The 17992-nt window shown below is 37.5% G+C and carries 18 protein-coding genes and 4 pseudogenes; 14 read left to right on the forward strand and 8 right to left on the reverse strand.

Going from position 1 to position 17992, the window contains the following annotated elements:
* Positions 1–88: 88 nt before the first annotated feature.
* The 5 genes and pseudogenes from FGL31_RS29360 to FGL31_RS19875 all read right to left on the reverse strand — a co-directional run bounded on the left by FGL31_RS29360 (position 89) and on the right by FGL31_RS19875 (position 4927).
* Positions 89–352 carry an ABC transporter ATP-binding protein gene (locus FGL31_RS29360; protein ID WP_171017734.1) on the reverse strand — a complete coding sequence of 88 codons (264 nt, stop codon included), beginning with the start codon at positions 350–352 and terminating at the stop codon, positions 89–91.
* An 18-nt stretch (positions 353–370) separates the two neighbouring features.
* Positions 371–1166, reverse strand: a pseudogene (gene lpxA / locus FGL31_RS19860) (acyl-ACP--UDP-N-acetylglucosamine O-acyltransferase).
* Positions 1167–1177: 11 nt separating this feature from the next.
* The gene (locus tag FGL31_RS19865) at positions 1178–2572 is read right to left on the reverse strand and encodes a bifunctional UDP-3-O-[3-hydroxymyristoyl] N-acetylglucosamine deacetylase/3-hydroxyacyl-ACP dehydratase (protein WP_171017735.1); all 1395 of its coding nucleotides are present in this window, start codon (positions 2570–2572) and stop codon (positions 1178–1180) included.
* Positions 2573–2613: 41 nt separating this feature from the next.
* A pseudogene (gene lpxD / locus FGL31_RS19870) lies at positions 2614–3649 on the reverse strand (UDP-3-O-(3-hydroxymyristoyl)glucosamine N-acyltransferase).
* Between the two features lie 15 nt (positions 3650–3664).
* Complete coding sequence (locus FGL31_RS19875; RefSeq protein WP_232047008.1) at positions 3665–4927, reverse strand: HD domain-containing protein; 1263 nt, start codon at positions 4925–4927, stop codon at positions 3665–3667.
* A gap of 490 nt (positions 4928–5417) precedes the next feature.
* Between FGL31_RS19875 and porX the strand changes: the two are divergent.
* The 7 genes and pseudogenes from porX to FGL31_RS19905 all read left to right on the forward strand — a co-directional run bounded on the left by porX (position 5418) and on the right by FGL31_RS19905 (position 10727).
* A pseudogene (gene porX / locus FGL31_RS19880) lies at positions 5418–6970 on the forward strand (T9SS response regulator signal transducer PorX).
* Between the two features lie 12 nt (positions 6971–6982).
* The gene (locus FGL31_RS29365) at positions 6983–7123 is read left to right on the forward strand and encodes a P-loop NTPase family protein (RefSeq protein WP_317131094.1); all 141 of its coding nucleotides are present in this window, start codon (positions 6983–6985) and stop codon (positions 7121–7123) included.
* The gene (gene tsaE, locus FGL31_RS19885) at positions 7086–7394 is read left to right on the forward strand and encodes a tRNA (adenosine(37)-N6)-threonylcarbamoyltransferase complex ATPase subunit type 1 TsaE (RefSeq protein ID WP_317131095.1); all 309 of its coding nucleotides are present in this window, start codon (positions 7086–7088) and stop codon (positions 7392–7394) included. The genes FGL31_RS29365 and tsaE overlap by 38 nt, the downstream gene beginning before the upstream one ends.
* 60 nt (positions 7395–7454) lie before the next feature.
* A complete protein-coding gene (locus FGL31_RS19890; RefSeq protein ID WP_138093952.1) occupies positions 7455–8003 on the forward strand; it encodes an RNA polymerase sigma factor in 549 nt (182 codons plus the stop codon).
* Complete coding sequence (locus FGL31_RS19895) at positions 8000–8815, forward strand: hypothetical protein (protein ID WP_138093954.1); 816 nt, start codon at positions 8000–8002, stop codon at positions 8813–8815. Before FGL31_RS19890 ends, FGL31_RS19895 begins: the two co-directional genes overlap by 4 nt.
* A gap of 1 nt (position 8816) precedes the next feature.
* Positions 8817–9620: an outer membrane beta-barrel protein gene (locus FGL31_RS19900; RefSeq protein ID WP_138093956.1), complete on the forward strand. Its 804-nt coding sequence runs from the start codon at positions 8817–8819 to the stop codon at positions 9618–9620.
* A gap of 60 nt (positions 9621–9680) precedes the next feature.
* The gene (locus tag FGL31_RS19905) at positions 9681–10727 is read left to right on the forward strand and encodes an ABC transporter ATP-binding protein (protein ID WP_138093958.1); all 1047 of its coding nucleotides are present in this window, start codon (positions 9681–9683) and stop codon (positions 10725–10727) included.
* A 2-nt stretch (positions 10728–10729) separates the two neighbouring features.
* Here FGL31_RS19905 and FGL31_RS19910 read toward each other — a convergent pair whose 3' ends face one another.
* The 3 genes and pseudogenes from FGL31_RS19910 to FGL31_RS19915 form a co-directional block, all read right to left on the reverse strand.
* Positions 10730–11395 (reverse strand): alpha/beta hydrolase, encoded by a 666-nt coding sequence (locus tag FGL31_RS19910; protein WP_232047185.1) that lies wholly within the window; start codon positions 11393–11395, stop codon positions 10730–10732.
* On the reverse strand, positions 11352–11597 hold the full coding sequence (locus FGL31_RS22815) for a hypothetical protein (RefSeq protein WP_171017737.1): 246 nt from the start codon (positions 11595–11597) through the stop codon (positions 11352–11354). The genes FGL31_RS19910 and FGL31_RS22815 overlap by 44 nt, the downstream gene beginning before the upstream one ends.
* Before the next feature lie 3 nt (positions 11598–11600).
* Positions 11601–12814 (reverse strand): annotated as a pseudogene (locus FGL31_RS19915) (alanine dehydrogenase).
* Between the two features lie 130 nt (positions 12815–12944).
* Here FGL31_RS19915 and FGL31_RS19920 point away from each other — a divergent pair.
* The 7 genes from FGL31_RS19920 (at position 12945) to FGL31_RS19940 (ending at position 17990) form a co-directional block, all read left to right on the forward strand.
* Positions 12945–14420, forward strand: a complete 1476-nt coding sequence (locus tag FGL31_RS19920) for an SDR family NAD(P)-dependent oxidoreductase (RefSeq protein ID WP_317131096.1) — start codon at positions 12945–12947, stop codon at positions 14418–14420.
* Positions 14413–14871: a polysaccharide biosynthesis protein gene (locus FGL31_RS29370; protein ID WP_317131155.1), complete on the forward strand. Its 459-nt coding sequence runs from the start codon at positions 14413–14415 to the stop codon at positions 14869–14871. The genes FGL31_RS19920 and FGL31_RS29370 overlap by 8 nt, the downstream gene beginning before the upstream one ends.
* 82 nt (positions 14872–14953) lie before the next feature.
* Positions 14954–15631, forward strand: coding sequence for a tetratricopeptide repeat protein (locus tag FGL31_RS19925; protein ID WP_099370645.1), 678 nt, complete (start codon positions 14954–14956; stop codon positions 15629–15631).
* A gap of 97 nt (positions 15632–15728) precedes the next feature.
* Positions 15729–16217 carry a 6,7-dimethyl-8-ribityllumazine synthase gene (gene ribH / locus FGL31_RS19930; protein ID WP_138093962.1) on the forward strand — a complete coding sequence of 163 codons (489 nt, stop codon included), beginning with the start codon at positions 15729–15731 and terminating at the stop codon, positions 16215–16217.
* 214 nt (positions 16218–16431) lie between these two features.
* Complete coding sequence (locus tag FGL31_RS19935; RefSeq protein WP_138093963.1) at positions 16432–17079, forward strand: hypothetical protein; 648 nt, start codon at positions 16432–16434, stop codon at positions 17077–17079.
* Positions 17080–17275: 196 nt separating this feature from the next.
* Positions 17276–17497 carry a hypothetical protein gene (locus tag FGL31_RS26835; RefSeq protein ID WP_232047009.1) on the forward strand — a complete coding sequence of 74 codons (222 nt, stop codon included), beginning with the start codon at positions 17276–17278 and terminating at the stop codon, positions 17495–17497.
* Positions 17484–17990: a class I SAM-dependent methyltransferase gene (locus FGL31_RS19940; protein ID WP_232047010.1), complete on the forward strand. Its 507-nt coding sequence runs from the start codon at positions 17484–17486 to the stop codon at positions 17988–17990. The genes FGL31_RS26835 and FGL31_RS19940 overlap by 14 nt, the downstream gene beginning before the upstream one ends.
* The last annotated feature ends 2 nt before the right edge of the window (positions 17991–17992 follow it).

Consider the following 17992-nt stretch of genomic DNA (forward strand, 5'->3'; position numbering starts at 1 on the left):
GTATCCTTCACTTTCTCAACCGTAAAGAATGGAAGGATTTTTTTAAACCTAAAATGAAAATCAATCATTTCATTTAAGGTAAACTCCTCTAGCAACTCAATATAAGGCGCAGCAAGACTGTATCTTTTTGATAAACATGTTCTGCTCCAAGCTCCACTCCCTTGTCCTCAAATCTCATTGTGCCTTCACTGGGTGCCAAAGAGCCTGTCAGAACTTTTAATAGGGTGGATTTCCCAGACCCATTCGGACCTAAGATAGCATAGCTGTTTCCAAAAGAAAAGGTATAATCGAGATGTCTAAAAATCCATTCCCTATTATACCTCCTACCAATATCTTGTAAAATTATATTCAAATAATCTGCTATTTTATATTAAATTCCCGATTTTCCTTGCCCAAATCCCTTAACTACACCACGGTTGGAAGCCCTTACAAAACCTAAGATTTCATCCCTTAGTTCTGTTGCTTCAAATTCAGCCTCAACAATATCCAGAGCTTTACCTAAGTTACTATGTTGAACAAATAACACACGGTTAGATATTTGAATTTCATTGATCTGCTCATTTGAAAAACCTCTTCTCCTCAATCCCACAGAGTTAATCCCCGCATATGAAATAGGTTCCCTTGCCGCTTTAATATATGGAGGCACATCTTTTCTTACTAAGGTACCACCTGTTACAAAAGCATGTGAACCAATTTTACAGAATTGATGCACAGCAACCATTTCCTGCAAGAACCACATAATCACCAACAGTGATATGACCTGCCAACGTACTAGAATTTGAGAAAATACAATTATCTCCAATAAAACAATCGTGGGCAATATGGCTGTAAGCCTGAATTAAGCAATTCTTACCAATCACGGTACGATATCTATCCTTTGTACCTCTATTGATGGTTACACATTCACGGATGGTCGTATTATCACCGATTTCAGCAGTTGTGATCTCGCCCTCAAACTTAAGGTCCTGTGGCTCACCAGAAATCACGGCACCAGGAAAAATCTTGCAATTTTTACCAATACGCGCACCATTCATAATGGTAACATTCGAGCCTATCCAAGTGCCTTCACCAATCTCTACATCCTTATGGATAGTAGAAAATGGCTCAATAACAACATTCTGTGCAATCTTTGCCTCAGGATGTATATATGATAATGGTTGAATCATTCTAATTTTAATTATCCTTTGACCTTAACGATCTGGGCCATCAATTCTGCTTCACTTACTACTTTATCACCAACCATGCCAACACCTTTCATCCTTGCAATACCGCGACGGATCGGCTCCAACAATTCACAAGTGAAAATAACAGTATCCCCAGGTACAACTTGGTTCTTAAATCTCGCGTTTTCAATCTTCAAGAATAATGTCAACCAGTTTTCAGGGTCAGGAACGGTGTTTAAGACCAAAATACCCCCAGTTTGTGCCATTGCCTCAATCTGCAATACACCCGGAAATAATGGAGCCCCAGGAAAATGACCCATGAACAAATCCTCGTTCATCGTCACGTTCTTAAGACCAACCACATGTGTTTCAGATAGTTCCAAGATCTTGTCAATCATCAAAAATGGCTGACGATGAGGCAAAATATTCATGATTTGAACTGTATCATACACAGGAGGTGTATTGGGGTCATAAACCTTTACGTTCTTTTTATTCCTTTCACGTTTCATTTGACCTTTTATGCGTTTGGCAAATGCAACGTTTGCAGCATGTCCAGGACGTGCTGCCATTATATGGCCCTTAATTGGTTTCCCTACCAAGGCAAGGTCGCCAATCATGTCCAACAATTTATGTCTCGCAGGTTCATTCTGATAACGCAATGAAATATTGTTCAAGATACCCTCTTGAGCAACCTCAACACGCTTATGAAATAAATCCTGTAATTTATCTAACTCGCCTTCAGTAACCTCTTTGTCGACAATCACAATCGCATTCGACAAGTCTCCCCCTTTAATCAGGTTTTGACTAACCAAAGCCTCTAACTCATGTAAGAAGCAAAAAGTGCGGCTACCAGCTATCTCTTTGCTGAATTCATCCAGATTGCTCAAGGATGCATGCTGACTTCCCAAAACTGGTGAATTGAAATCAATCATGCAGGTAATACGGTAACCATCAACCGGCATCGCAACAATCTCTACTTTACTCTCTGGATCAGTATAGTGTATATTATCTGTGACCTCGAAATACTCGCGGTCAGCATCTTGATCATGAAACCCTACTTCTTGAATCTTATCGATGAAAATCGCTGAACTACCATCCAAAATAGGAACCTCAGGACCATCTATTTCTATTAAAACATTATCCAATTGCAGGCCAACCAATGCTGCCATCAAATGCTCAATCGTACTAACGGAAGCACCATTCTGTGAAATAGTAGTTCCCCTAGCAGTATTGCTCACATTGTCAGCATCAACATTGACAATTGGTTGACCCTCTAAATCTATTCTCTTGAATTTATACCAGTGATTCTCATCTGCTGGTTTCAATGTTACGTTGACCTGTTTCCCCGTGTGAAGGCCAACGCCCGAAAAATGGACATCAGATTTAATGGTTCTCTGTTTTACATTCATATCTAACATTAGTGTTTTGCAAAAAAAATTATCCGGTAAAGTTAGCTATTATTTTTATCATTTAACTGCTTTTCTAACTCTGCAATGCGTTTTTCGAGCTCCGGAAGCTTCGAATATAACACTTGCGAGCGAAGCTCATTATTGTAAGGAAAAGCCGGACTACCACCCCATTTTTTGTTCTCCTCCGTAATCGACCTGTTGATCCCTGATTGTGCCTGCACTTGAGAACCTTTAGCAATCGTAATATGTCCCACAACTCCGACTTGGCCACCCAACACCACATTCTCAGAAATCTTGGTACTGCCAGATATACCCGTCTGTGCAGCGATGACCGTATTCGAACCTATCTCTACATTATGGGCAATCTGAATCAAGTTGTCTAATTTTACACCACTTAATATTTTTGTTGAGCCAAGAGTAGCACGGTCTACAACCGTATTTGCTCCAATCTCAACATCATCCTCAATAATTACATTCCCAATCTGAGGAATCTTCTCATACGACCCATCTTCTTTAGGTGCAAAACCAAAACCATCACTTCCAATCACTGATCCAGCATGTATAATCACTCGGTTACCAATGCTGCAATCGTTATAAACTTTTACGCCCGGAAGTAAGGTTACCTGATCCCCAATCTTAACATTGTCTCCAATATATACTTGAGGATAAATCTTTACTTTATCTCCTATCACTACGTTTTTGCCGATATAACTAAAAGCGCCAACATAGATATCTTTTCCTAATATAGTAGATTCATGAACATATACTTGATCATCAATCCCTTGTTTATCATTTCTTAATTCATCATAAAGCTTCAAAAGCTCCGTAAAGGCAGAATAAGCATTCTTTACTCGTATCAGAGTGGATTTTACAGGCTTTTGCAAGACTAGGTCTTCGTTGATTACGATAATCCCCGCCTTAGTCTCATATATAAAGTGTTCGTACTTTGGATTCGCCAAAAAAGTAAGGCTGCTGGAACTGCTTCTTCGATCTTGGATAACTGATCAACCATGATCTCCGGACTTCCTTCAACCGTCCTTTTAATAATGTCGCTATTTGTTCCGCGGTAAATTGCATTCAGTAATTCTTGTGTTATATGTTAATAATTATTCTTTGGTCAGTGGGAATGAATCCAACTTCCTTGGGGTAAGTAATCGCGTATTTCTCAACCCTCCTGGATAATGATTCAATGTTGGACAAATCAGATGCCTCAGCAATATCTTTCAACTGTCCATCTTTAAACAAAACACAGATCTTGCTAACAGATGAATCATATGCATTGTTCCCAATAACCTGTTGACATAAAAAATAGTCCAAATCTTCTTCATCAATCTTGAACCGATCCATAATTCGTTCCTTCAGTTCCAAAACATAATCTGCAGAAAATGGGGTATTGCTCAATTCCGTACGGAATAGTTCCCTACGGATCAACTTAGAACATAACGTACTTAAAATCAAATCGTCATGATCTGCCCAAATCTTAATAGCCGATAAAATATCAGTGTCGTCTAAACGAGTGAACCAGGCTAAATGCGACTCATCCGAAAGAAATGTTTCTTTATCGATTTTATTGTTCAAGAAATGATCTAAGGCAGGGGTAGCAAATAGTTTTACTCCTCCATTGCTCAATTCCTTAGCTCTAGCAAGGGCTTTAATCATCATCTGCTCAGCAGTAATGACTGTTTTGTGCAAATATACCTGCCAATACATCAATCTCCTTGCAATCAGAAACTTTTCAACTGAATAAATCCCCTTCGCCTCAACCACCAACTCATCATCCTTCACATTCAGCATCTTGATTATACGGTCGAAAGAAATTACCCCTTCAGAAACTCCCGTAAAGAAACTATCTCTGTTCAAATAATCCATCCTATCTGTATCCAACTGGCTCGAAACCAATTGATGCAGAAATTTTCGATGATATTGATCGTTAAATATGGTGATGGCCAGGTTTAGTCGACCATTAAATTCTGTATTCAACTTATCCATCAGCAGTGAGGAGATAAGTTCATGCGAAACTCCTTCGACTAGTGTATGCTCGAGAGAATGTGAGAATGGGCCATGGCCAACATCATGCAGAAGAATTGCTGCTAATGCTGCTTCTTCTTCAGCCTCGGAAATTTCAACATCTTTACCTCTGAGCGTTTCGATGGCTAAGCTCATCAAGTGCATGGCACCTACAACATGCTGAAAGCGAGTGTGTAATGCCCCAGGATAAACCAAATGAGTCATACTAACCTGCTTTATGTAACGCAGTCTTTGCAAGTAGGGATGTTGAATCAGGTCATAAATAAACCCTGACGGAATCGTTACAAAACCGTAGACGGGGTCATTTATAATTTTTTTCTTGTTCAAATGCCTAAAATAGTGATTAAATTTCTTGCCAAATCTGCATGTATTATGCTGTATATTATGGCTAAGATACGGGCAAAGATACATACATGGTACTTAATAAATGTTAAAAATAAACCAAAAAGAATTAAAACCACCGCAATATGTAATGTTTAACCAACAAAACTCAGGAAAATTGGTAACCTCAAACCATTTATCGAAACAAAATATACCTCCCAATACGCATAGAAATTTCTTTTAGAATATATCCCAGTTCTCATCCGACTCTTGTTCCGCTCTCCGTCCTCTCTCATTCGGACCTTGTTCGGACCTCGTTCGGCGATGTTCCGAACAAGCTCCGAACACGGTCCGAACAAACTGCAAACAAAAGAGGAACAAGAGTCGAACAATAGCCATATTTGACACCTTTCCAAAACCACTTGCCTAAATACTAATCACTTTCTACAAAATACTATCAGAAAAGCCGTAAATTAGCCCTTATAAGGAAAGACACATGCAGAAAATACATATACTTTGGGCTGATGATGAAATTGAGTTCCTAAAGCCTCACATTTTATTATTGGAACATAAAGATTATAAGGTTAAAACCGTAAACAATGGCTCGGATGCCGTAGAAGCATTTCAGAACGAGCCCTTTGATTTGGTATTTCTGGATGAAAACATGCCTGGACTGACTGGACTTGAAACATTGGACAAATTAAAAGCCATCAATCCTTCTATACCCACTATTTTGGTTACCAAAAATGAGGAAGAACACCTGATGGAAGATGCTATCGGAGCCAAAATAGACGACTATTTAATCAAACCTGTAAACCCGAAACAGATTCTTTTGACCATCAAAAGTTTACGGAGAATAAGCGTTTGATCTCTGAAAGAACGTCCATGGCCTATCAGCAAGATTTTCGAGAATTGGGAATGCGCATGAATGATAACCTAAATTATCAACAATGGATCGAAGCCTATAAAAAACTGCTGTATTGGGAACTTTCTTTAGAAAAACTTGAAGATGCAGGCATGCACGAAATATTGACCATGCAAAAGTCAGAAGCAAACTTATTGTTCTCGAAGTTTATTGAGAAAGAATATTTGAACTGGATCATAAACCCTGAAAACGGTCCAATATTGTCTCACCAGCTTTTCAAGACTAAGGTATTCCCCAAAATGGAACCGGAAAAACCTACCTTCTTCTTTTTAATCGACAATTTGAGATATGATCAATGGAAAGTTATCAATGAAGTGATGACCGACTATTATCGTGTTGAAGAAGAAGACAGTTACTATAGTATACTCCCTACAGCAACTCAATATGCACGGAATGCTATTTTCAGCGGGTTGACACCCTTAGAAATGGAAAAAAGATTCCCTAATGAATGGCAAAATGATGATGATGAAGGTGGAAAAAACCTATATGAAGATGTTTTTCTAGCTGATCAGATTAAAAGAGTTTATCGTAGAGACATCAAACACAGCTATACCAAAGTGATTACGATGGACCAAGGAAAAGATGTATTGGAAAACATCAATAAATACATGCTGAATGATCTGAATGTATTGGTCTATAACTTTGTAGATATGCTTTCCCATGCACGTACGGACATGGCGATGATCAGAGAATTGGCAAATGATGAAGCAGCATATAGGTCATTGACACTTTCTTGGTTTGAACACTCCCCTCTGTTGGATGTTCTGAAATGGTTGTCCAAAAAAAATGTTCGGGTAATCATCACAACAGATCACGGGACAATTAGGGTTAAAAAACCAAGCAAGATAATTGGTGACCGCAACACGAACACAAACTTAAGATACAAACAAGGTAAAAACCTCAATTACATAGAAAAGGATGTATTTGTAATCAAAAACCCTTTGGAAGCACAGTTACCTCGAGTACATGTCAGCTCGACTTATGTATTCGCCAAGGAAGATACATATTTTGTATATCCGAATAATTATAATCAGTTTGTTAACTATTTCAATGGAACATTTCAGCATGGAGGTATATCCTTGGAAGAAATGATTATTCCATTTATCACCTACAGTCCAAAATAATTCAAAAATATAATGGAGTTTAAAGTTGCTAATCCTGAAGCTTTGCCTGATGCTGCCAAATGGCTAATAGACAATGCAGGCGACAAAAGAGTATTTGTTTTTCAAGCACCAATGGGTGCCGGAAAAAACTACATTTATAAAAGCAATATGTGATTTTCTGAACGTTGAGGATAGTACTTCTAGCCCAACTTTTTCCATTGTAAATGAATATAGCTCAGCGCAAGGGCCAATTTATCATTTTGATTTCTATCGATTGAAAAATGAACAAGAGGCTTTTGACTTAGGGTATGAGGAATATTTTTATTCCGACAACTATTGTTTTATTGAATGGCCAGAGAAAATCCCTAATTTAATTCCTGAAGACGCAGCCATAGTTCAAATAGAAGTGGCTGATGACCAGAGCAGAACGATAAAATTGAAATAATTTCTTATTCTGTTGCAACCCTTTTAGGCCAACCCGCGTCTTACAATAAACCAGATTACATTGGAGCCTAATAAAGTGATACATATATGGGAGAGATGCAAGTCGAATGAACGACAGGCTCAATCGGAGCTGTATAATTTATTTGCATCCAAGATGTACGCGTTGTGCTTGCGATACGCAAGAGACCAAGATGAAGCAAACGACATGCTACAGAATGGATTTATCAAGGTCTTTAGCAAATGTGAAATGTATGAAGGTAAAGGTTCATTGGAAGGTTGGATACAAAGAGTCATGGTCAACACGGCTATAGAAAGCCTCAGAAAGAACAAGATCCAATTTCTTTCAACAGATCAATTGACTGCTAGGGAAATGGAGTTCTCAAGTACAGCTTCATTAAATCACCTGGACTACAAAGATCTACTGAACCTTATTAAAAGACTTCCGATGGGATATCGGACGGTATTTAATCTGTACGTCATAGAGGGGTACAATCACAAGGAGATTTCAGAAATGCTGAACATATCAGAAGGCAGTTCAAAATCTCAGCTCTCAAGAGCAAGAAATTGGCTAAAAGAGCGTATTCAAAAAATGGAGGAATTAGGAATATGAAAGATCAAGATCTAGACAAAATGTTTTCTGATAGCCTGAAAGAACAAGAAGCAACTCCACCTGCTTCAGTATGGCAGGGAATTGAATCCAAGCTGGACGAAACTAAGGTAATTCCAATGAAACCTAAGCTGAATTGGCAGGTTTGGGCAATTGCTGCTTGCTTATTAATCGCTCTTGGAATCGGCCTGAATATGCCTGATCGAATACTCAATAATGAAACTGTTCAACCTCAGTTAGCAAGCAAAGAAGTAAATCAAGTGGAAAAACTTCCAAATGAAGATCAGCAGAAATTGGAATTGCCTTCGGCAACCATCATTCAGCCAGTTGAAAAAGTGATTTCACAGAGGAATGAATCAGTTTTAGCCGAATCTAAGAATCCCGCAGCTGAAAGTACGATAGCTATTGTAAAAACTATAGCAAAAACTGACGAGGAGAAACTAGATAGATTAGCTGATTCTGGAAACAGGTTAGCCTTGAGTGAAACGAAGAAATCTTATGAAAAGATTGCTCCAGCTAGTGAAATGGAAGTTATTAATGCCATCGAATTAAACGAAATTGACCAAAACAAGGTTGAACTGAGTGCCATAGAGGTTGCTCCTATCCAACCATTGGTAAACATTATTGAAAACGAAGATGTCATGTATGCAGAAGTCAAACAGCAGCCGAAAAAGAAACAAACCATTTTCACCAATATTTTAAACAACATTGCCGAAAACATAAACCCATCAAATAAAACTGTCAAATTCAGCAGTGATGACGAGGGTACCATAAAAGTAGATTTATTTAACAGTATTGCAAAAACCAGAAGATAACATGAATATTAAAAACTATTTATTGACCATTGCTTCAATAGCATTTATTGGGAGTAGCGCATCTGCACAGATCGTTTATAAAAAGGAAAAAAATGACTCTACAGACAGCAAATCCAATTCTTTGAGTATCGGTAAAGTAGATGAGGAGGATAAGGATTCCATCAAAAAGGAGATATCCTACCCAAGATCTTATGGAGGGATTACCTTTACACGTGTTGACTGGGGTTTCTCAAGGTTATCTGACGAGGGTAGTTTCACATTATCTGAAGAAAATCAGTTCATGAGCTATAAAAGATCATCAAACTTTGGTTTTGATATTGCTCAATATGGAATCAGGTTTTCAGATCAGTTTAAAGTTTATTTATCAGCAGGATTTGAGTGGAATTATTGGAGATTGAAGCAGAATATCCAATTATTGGAAAACACCTCTCCAATAGATTATGTGGAGTTGGATGAGTCTGCGAACTATTCTAAAAATGTAATTACATCTACTTACTTAAGGTTACCCCTTTCATTTGAACTAAGAAGCAAACAATTGGAAAATGGAAAACGTGTAAAATTGGCATTCGGTGCAATGACAGGGATTTTGCTTAAAGGAACACAACGCTTAAAAAGTGATGCAAATGGCAAGCAGAAATTCAAGGACAATTATAACTTACAGACTTTTCAGTACGGTGCTTTTGTGAGGATAGGATATGATAATCTAGGTTTGTTTGCTAAATATTATATGAATGATTTGTTTGAGAAAAGCCCTGAACAAGAAGGTCTGAGAAATCTAACATTTGGATTAACCCTAGGTTTTTAATAGCAAAAACGATTCATAAACTGTATTTTTGTGTCGGGTTCAAAAAACCCGACATTTTTTATGGCTCAACAATCTAACTCTTGTCAATATATATTTTCTGATGTCCAAAAGCCTGATCTTCCATTGATCCATGGATCGGATGTGTCGACTGTTTTTGACGGGAAAGTGCTGGTTACGGCAGTAAACCGGGTCAGCTTTGGCATTGAGGAAGGCAAAATAACCGCCATAATCGGAGAATCAGGAAGTGGAAAGAGTACTTTGTTGAAATTGATCTATGGATTATTGGAACCAAGTACTGGTGAAGTGCGATATCGAGGTTGGTTAGTTCCTACAAGAAAAGACAAGTTGATTCCAGGTCATGACGCCATGAAATTGGTTTCCCAGGGTTTTGATGATCTTAATCTTTACGCCAAGGTTTGGGATAATGTGGCATCTCAATTATCAAACACGAATCTGGAACTGAAAGCCAAACGTACTCAGGAAGTTTTGGAACAATTAAGAATTGACCACTTGGCTCAGAAAAGAGTGGCAGACCTTAGTGGTGGTGAAAAACAGCGGGTTGCCATCTCTAGGGCTTTGATCAATGATCCTGAAGTATTGTTGATGGATGAACCTTTTAACCAAGTTGACGCTGCATTCAGGGACGAATTGCAACAGGATATCCAGAACATAGTAGCCAGAACTGGGCTTACCGTTATTTTGGTATCTCATGACCCTGCAGAAGTTCTGGCAATGTCTGATTACCTTTTGGTCATGAAAGCTGGAGAAATTGCAGATTATGGAAAACCAAAGGAATTGTACTCCAAACCCAATACTCCTTATACGGCCAGATTGTTGGCAAAAAGCAATATCCTTTCAGCAAACAAAGCTAAGGTTTTGGGAATTGATACTGGCTCTCTCATATCCATCTTACAAGAGGATATAAATATTGAATCAGATGACAATGGCTCATTTTGGATAAAGGATATCAAATTTCGAGGTTTTTATAATGAGCTGATTGTTGGAAATGATGATTTAACTTTACATACTGTTCAATTTCCAAAAACAGAGATCAAAAAAAATACGAGAATCAAAATTCTCGTATCTTCTTCTCATTCCTTTAAATAGAATTATTTCTTAACCGTCTGTAACCATTCCATCATGACTGCAAACCAATCTCTACTGTCAGTTTTATTGATCAGCCCAAACCCGTGTCCACCTTCTTCATAGGTGAATAGTGTATTGGGAATATTATATGAATTCAATGCTTTCTGATATCTATAGCTATTTTCAATAGGCACAGCTTTGTCATCCTTTGCACTCATCAAAAAGGTAGGCTGATTAGTTTCATCCACTTGTTTTTCTAGTGAAAATAATTCAACATCTTCTGCTTTAAATTGGGGACCTATTAGATTTTGTTTTGATCCTTGATGCGTTACACCTTGTTCCATGGTTAGCACTGGGTAACAAAGGACTGAATAATCAGGTCTCAGATTTGCATTTTCCAAATAAGGTGTTTGCGGGTGTTCGAAAAGATTGGAAAGAGATCCTGCTAGGTGACCGCCAGCGGAGAAACCAATTACAACAACCTGTTTTTTAGGATTTTCTTCACGAATCTGCGCTATAGCATATTGAGCATCCTGTAAAGGACCAAATTTTTTATTGCTCATAGTCTCCTCTTTAGGAATTCTATAAAGCAATACATATGCAGAATATCCCAAATCATTTAATCTTTTTGCAACATCATGCCCTTCATGGTTTATCGCTACACCGGCATATCCACCACCCGGTATCACCAAAAACACCAAATCTTTTTTGGTCTTGTTCTGCTTTATGAACGTAAAGTTTAGGTTTATCCAGTTCTTCCAGACTTTCAACTTTTACCTTTGCGCCAGGAATTTCTTCCGTACCATATAAATATCTCATTTGCCCGGTATCTTGGGCTTTAGAATGCCATGCAATCATGCTCAGAATAAAAAGGATTAAATAGTTTTTCATAGTTTATAAATTTGCCATCACGATCAGGTTGAGATCTTTGCAAGGGATCTGAAACTTCTCGCTCATGTCTTTATTAGTTAGGTTTCCGTGGTATAGATAGATGGCACTTCGAATGCCTTGGTTTGCCCAGATCATATTGTTCATGCCTCCAGCTTCTCCAATTTCAATCAATATTGGAGTAAAAATATTGGTTAGTGCATAAGTGGCAGTCCTGGCAACCCTAGAGGCGATATTAGGCACACAATAGTGTATAACATCGTATTTTCTGAATGTAGGTTTCTCATGGTTAGTGACTTCAGAAGTTTCAAAAACACCTCCTTGGTCAATACTTACATCTATCAAAACTGAATTCGGTTTCATCTTGGAAACGGTATCTTCAGAAATCAAGCATGGTGTTCTACCGTTTTTGGCCCTTACAGCTCCAATCACGACATCGCATGTTTTAACGGCTTTATTGAGAACGATTGGTTGGACCACAGATGTGAAAACTCTGCTGCCAACATTACTCTGCAATCTTCTTAATCTGTAAACAGAACTATCGAATACTTTTTACTTGCGCACCTAAGGCAATGGCTGTCCTTGCAGCAAATTCCCCAACTGTTCCAGCGCCTATAATGACCATTTCAGTTGGAGGTACTCCAGTAACTCCACCTAGCATCAGCCCTTTTCCATCAAATACGTTAGAAAGATATTCTGCAGCTATTAAAACGGAGGTGGCTCCCACGATCTCGCTCATTGCCCTTACAACGGACAGATGTCCGCCTTCATCTTGGAGATATTCAAAAGATAGGGCAGTGATTTGTTTTTTTCATTAATGCCTTAAGGACGTTAAGGTCCATTAAGGATGGTTGTTGAGAACTGAATAGAACCTGACGGTTCTTCATTAATTCTACTTCCTTCAATGTTGGGCTGGAAATTTTTATGATCAAATCGGCTTTATATACTTCCTTTTTGTCATAAACAATGCGTGCTCCTTGTTCACTGTAATGATGATCTTGGAAATTGGAGGCATCACCGGCTCCAGATTCAAGTATGATATCATGTCCATTTTCTACCAACAAACCTACAGACAGAGGTGTCAATGGAATTCGATTTTCCTGAAAGGTATTTTCCTTAGGAATACCAATGGTCAAACTGCCTTTTTTTCGATCTTTAGACAGCAAAGCTTCTTTAGGTTGTAAGACCCCTTCTTGGGCTAATTTTGATACATTTATCATTTACTTAAATATAATGCAAGTTAAAAATACACAATAAATTTTCAACAAATAAACCCTAAACGATTATATTTGGTTTAAATTAGATTATATGAAACATAATAATCGGAAGTTTATAAACTAACCTGTTACAATGAGAATAATTAAGCCGTTGAATCACATTAAGATAGTTCCAAGATGGATTATTTTTATGTTCGACATAGCTGTTTCTGCCTGTGCATTTTTACTTGCATTCACGCTTTACAATAATTTTAATGTTGATTCTTTTTCAAAGTTAGACTTCTCTGTGGAATTTTTATTCTGTATGATCCTAACTGCGATTTCATTTTTAGTATTCAAGCTTTATAGTGGTATTGTGAGGTACACTTCTGCAGTAGATTCGATCCGGATCTTATCTACTATTGTGTTCACCTCGATAATCATGTTTATAGCCAAACTGATCTTTATCGCGTTACAAATACAGATCAACATCCCTACAAATCTCATTATTATTTATGCCCTGTTTGCATTTACAGGACTCACTACCTATCGTACATGTATTAAGATCTTTTTTCAATACACTAAGTCGACAAGGAATGGTCGGAAAAATGCAATTGTGTATGGAGCCGGAGATTTGGGAATTGCAGTAAAACGTACTTTTGAACATGATTTCAGATCAGAAAAAACAATAGTTGCCTATATCGATGATAATGAGGAGAAAATTGGGAAATCAATCGATGGGTTAAAGATTTACGGTTCTAAAGATTTTCTAAGGGCAGTTCATAAATTTGGTGTTGATGAGTTGATTATCGCTTCTTCCAATATCGATATTGAAGTCAAGAACAATATTATTGACCAAGCATTGGAGCATAATGTTACAGTCTTGACATTGCCACCAGTAAGTAAAATCATAAATGGTGACCTCTCGCCTTCTCAGATAAAGCAAATCAAGATAGAAGATTTATTGGAGAGAGCTCCTATTCAAATTTCCAACGAAAAGTTATTGGATCAATTGCGTGGAAAAAGAGTATTGGTCACTGGTGCTGCGGGATCTATCGGAAGTGAAATTTCTAAACAGTTAGGACGTTATGAGCCTCAAATGATCATTTTATGTGATCAAGCTGAATCGCCATTGCATAACCTTCAATTAGACCTTCAGGATCAGTTTAAGAATCAAATCTATCATACTTTTATTGCTGACATTCGTAGCGAAGAAAGAATGAGATTGTTATTTGAAACTTTCAAGCCTCATTATGTTTATCATGCTGCTGCATATAAGCATGTACCTATGATGGAGAACCATCCTAGTGAAGGAGTAAAAACAAATGTATTCGGCACTTATTTGTTATCAAATTTAGCTGTTGAGTTTGATGTTCAGAAATTCGTTTTTGTTTCGACCGACAAAGCTGTAAACCCAACGAATGTAATGGGTGCTACTAAAAGAATTGCTGAAAAATACGTTCAGTCTTTGAACAATTACCTTACTACGGTTAATGGCATTAAATCTACGCGTTTCATCACAACGCGGTTCGGGAATGTTTTGGGTTCAAACGGATCTGTAATCCCTAGGTTTAAGGACCCAAATAGAAAAGGGTGGCCCTGTTACGGTTACTCATCCAGATATTACTAGATATTTTATGACCATCCCTGAGGCTTGTCAATTAGTTATCGAGGCTGGCAATATGGGTAATGGCGGTGAGATTTTCGTATTTGACATGGGCAAATCCGTTAAGATTGTGGACTTGGCCAAGAAAATGATCAGATTGTCTGGATTTACGCCTTTTAAAGATATCGACATCAAATTCACTGGTCTTAGACCAGGCGAGAAATTATATGAAGAGTTGTTGAATGACCTTGAGAACACGATGCCTACACATCATGATAAAATCATGATCGCCAAAGTTAGGGAAAATGACTTTGAATTGGTAAAAAATGAAATTCATGTGCTTTCAAAGGAATTAAACAGCAACAACAACCTCAATATTGTTAGGCAGATGAAGGTGATGGTACCTGAATTCAAAAGCCAAAATTCTATTTATGAACAATTGGATAAGGAAAAAATGGTCAATATCAACTCTTAATGCTGTTAAATATTTTTCCTAAGTTATTGCAAGTATTCTTTAAAAGTGTATTTTTGCGTTCCGTAATCTATTAAAACAAAGAATGTCACAAAATAATCAAAGCGGTTCTTCAGCGGTAAAAACAGGGCCGAAGAAATCATTTTTTCAAGAAAATGAAAAGAGTATCATCTTTATCGTAGCAGGTATCATTGTATTGATCTTGTTATATTTTGGGTACCAAAAATTATACTTAGCACCTAGAGCTGAGAAAGCTGCAAACCAAATGTACCAAGCAGAGTACTACGCAACGATCGATTCATTACAAAACAAAGCGATTGAAGGCGATGGATCATTCCCAGGTTTCAAAGAAATAGCAGATGAGTATTCTAACACTAAATCAGCAAACATTGCAAACGCTTATTTAGGAGGTTTATATTTGCGTCAAAAGAACTTCAAAGAAGCGATCAAATACTTAGAGCAGTATTCTGAAACAGGAAGTGAAATTCTTGACCCATTGATTATTGGTCTTTTAGGAGATGCATATTCAGAAGAGAAAATCTACGATAAGGCAGCAACTATCTACAAGAAAGCTGCAGATAAGAGCAAAAACGGCTATACTACTCCATTATTCCTTAAGAAATTAGGATTGGTTTATGAGGAGTTGAACGACTTCAAGAACGCTGAGGCAGCATACCAAAGAATCAGGGAAGAATATCCTGAGAGCGTTGAATCTACTTCAATCGAAAGTTTTATTGCTCGCGTTCAAGCAAAACAACAGTAGTTTTCTTGATACCAATAGTTCAAAGCTAATCAACAAAAATATTTTAATTAACTTTGAGGGCTACCCTTTGGTAGCCCTTTTTATTTAATGTTATAGTATGTCAAGTACCTTAAAAAACCTTTCAGACTTTTCACATCTTCAGGTGGGGAATGCTGAGAATTTAAAGTTTGCGATTGTAGTTTCTCAATGGAATGCACAGATTACTGGCGCCCTCTTGAACGGTGCGTATAAAGGATTGTTGGATCACGGAGCTAAAGAAGAAAACATTGAACTTATTGAGGTTCCCGGCAGTTATGAGCTGATCTCAGGAAGTGATATTGCTTTACGCAATGCTGAATTGGATGCTGTTATTACTTTAGGATGTGTAATTCAAGGTGAAACCCGCCATTTTGACTTTATCTGTGATGCTGTAGCAAATGGAATCGCAAATGTGGGGATAAAATATAATAAACCTGTAATTTTTGGGGTATTAACTACCGACAATGAACAACAGGCATTGGATAGAGCTGGAGGAAAACACGGAAACAAAGGAGAAGAGGCTGCCATTACGGCAATCCAAATGGCTTTAATACATAAAAATCATTAGTGGTATTGTTTTTGATAACTAGGAGGTTATGAAACATTTTGCACATACGGACAACGCAACTCAATCATTCCCAATTTGATTTTGGGGTTGCAAGATATTGCACGTAGTGTCACCCTCTCATATATCATAAAAATCAGTATTATGAAACAAGGAAAGAATATAGTTTACTATATCTATTTTAATATTTGCTGTCTTAGCATTTTCACCAACCTTGATGTTGGCACAATCTAACAGCATTATTGACAAAATTTGGACCGGCGTAGGCGGTAAGAACAAATGGGAAAGCACAAAATACCTTATGTTCACCGTTTCAGGGAACAGCAAGTATCCTTCTATCAGCGGTAGCAGAAAGTTCTTATTGGACAAACAAACAGGGAATGTTCGTTTTGAAGGAACATTGAACAATGAAAATGTAGTCGCCTTATTGAATGTACAGAACCAAAAATTAAATCATGTATTTGATGAGAATGGTGCTGAAGTGTCATTACAAGAATATAAGGAAGTATTGCCAGATCTAATTGGTCAATACAATATAGACTTGAAAGTATTGTCTTTGCCTATTAGCATTATGGCATCCAATATTAGTTCACAATCCAGCAACAAGATCATCAATGCGGAGAAACTACAGAAACTTGATTTCTCAAACTTCTTGGGTAACTCTGGGAGTTTCTATGTAAGTGAAGAATCTGGCTTGGTGAAAAGATTGGATTTGGACAACAAAAGCTATTTAGTAAATGGCTACAAGGATGTTGGGAATGGATTGATCCTTCCTACCACTTTTAAAGGCAGCGGCGACAGCATTACCTACCAAAAGGTAGCATCCTTTACGGAAATGGAGCCTGAGAAATTTAAGGAGTTCTAAAACCCCATACAAAATAAGAAAGACGTCTTTAGGGACGTCTTTTTTATTGTATATGGGGTTAGACAAAAGACATTAGACAATAGACATTAGAACAGGATAGAAATCACAAATTCATTGGATTATTCGTAAATTTACTATAGCGGTGGTCGCAATTCGAAGGGACTATCGAAGTCTATAGTTTACCAATTTAAATAAGATGAAGAAATCAACGCTTGAAGAAATAGAACAACGGTTTGATGCTGATGTTGAAAGGTTTTCGGATTTGAATACCAGTCAGGCGAATACGCTTGATGCGGTCTTCAATATGGAGCTCATCACTGATGGTATTCAAAAGGTATATCCGAACCTTAAAAACATCTTAGACATTGGTTGCGGCGCCGGTAACTATGCTATAAAAAACCTTAATGAAGACCAATAACAAGGTGAATGTAGATTTGGTTGACCTTAGTCAAAACATGTTGGATAGAGCAAAAGAGAGAGTTCAGGAATATACATCAGGCCAAGTTAATATCTACAAAGGGGATTTTAGGACAGTTGAACTGGAGGACGGAAAATACGATGTTATTATTGCCACGATGGTTTTCCATCATCTTCGCGATGATAAAGATTGGGAGAAGTCTTTCGAGAAATTATTTGGTCTTCTTAAGAAAGGTGGCAGTATTTGGATTTTGGACATGGTTCAGCAAAACAGTCCAGAAATCCAAGAGTTTATTTATAATGAAAGGTATGGAGCGTTCTTGACTGACTTAAAGGATAAGGAATATCAAGAACATGTATTCGCCTATATTGAAAAAGAAGACTCACCGAGACCATTAGTATACCAATTGAATTTATTGGAGAAAGTTGGTTTTAATAAAGTTGATGTACTACATAAACATTTATGCTTTGCTTCTTTTGTGGGGTTTAGGTAGTA

Source organism: Sphingobacterium daejeonense, from assembly GCF_901472535.1.
In the GTDB taxonomy this organism is placed as follows: Bacteria; Bacteroidota; Bacteroidia; order Sphingobacteriales; family Sphingobacteriaceae; genus Sphingobacterium; species Sphingobacterium daejeonense.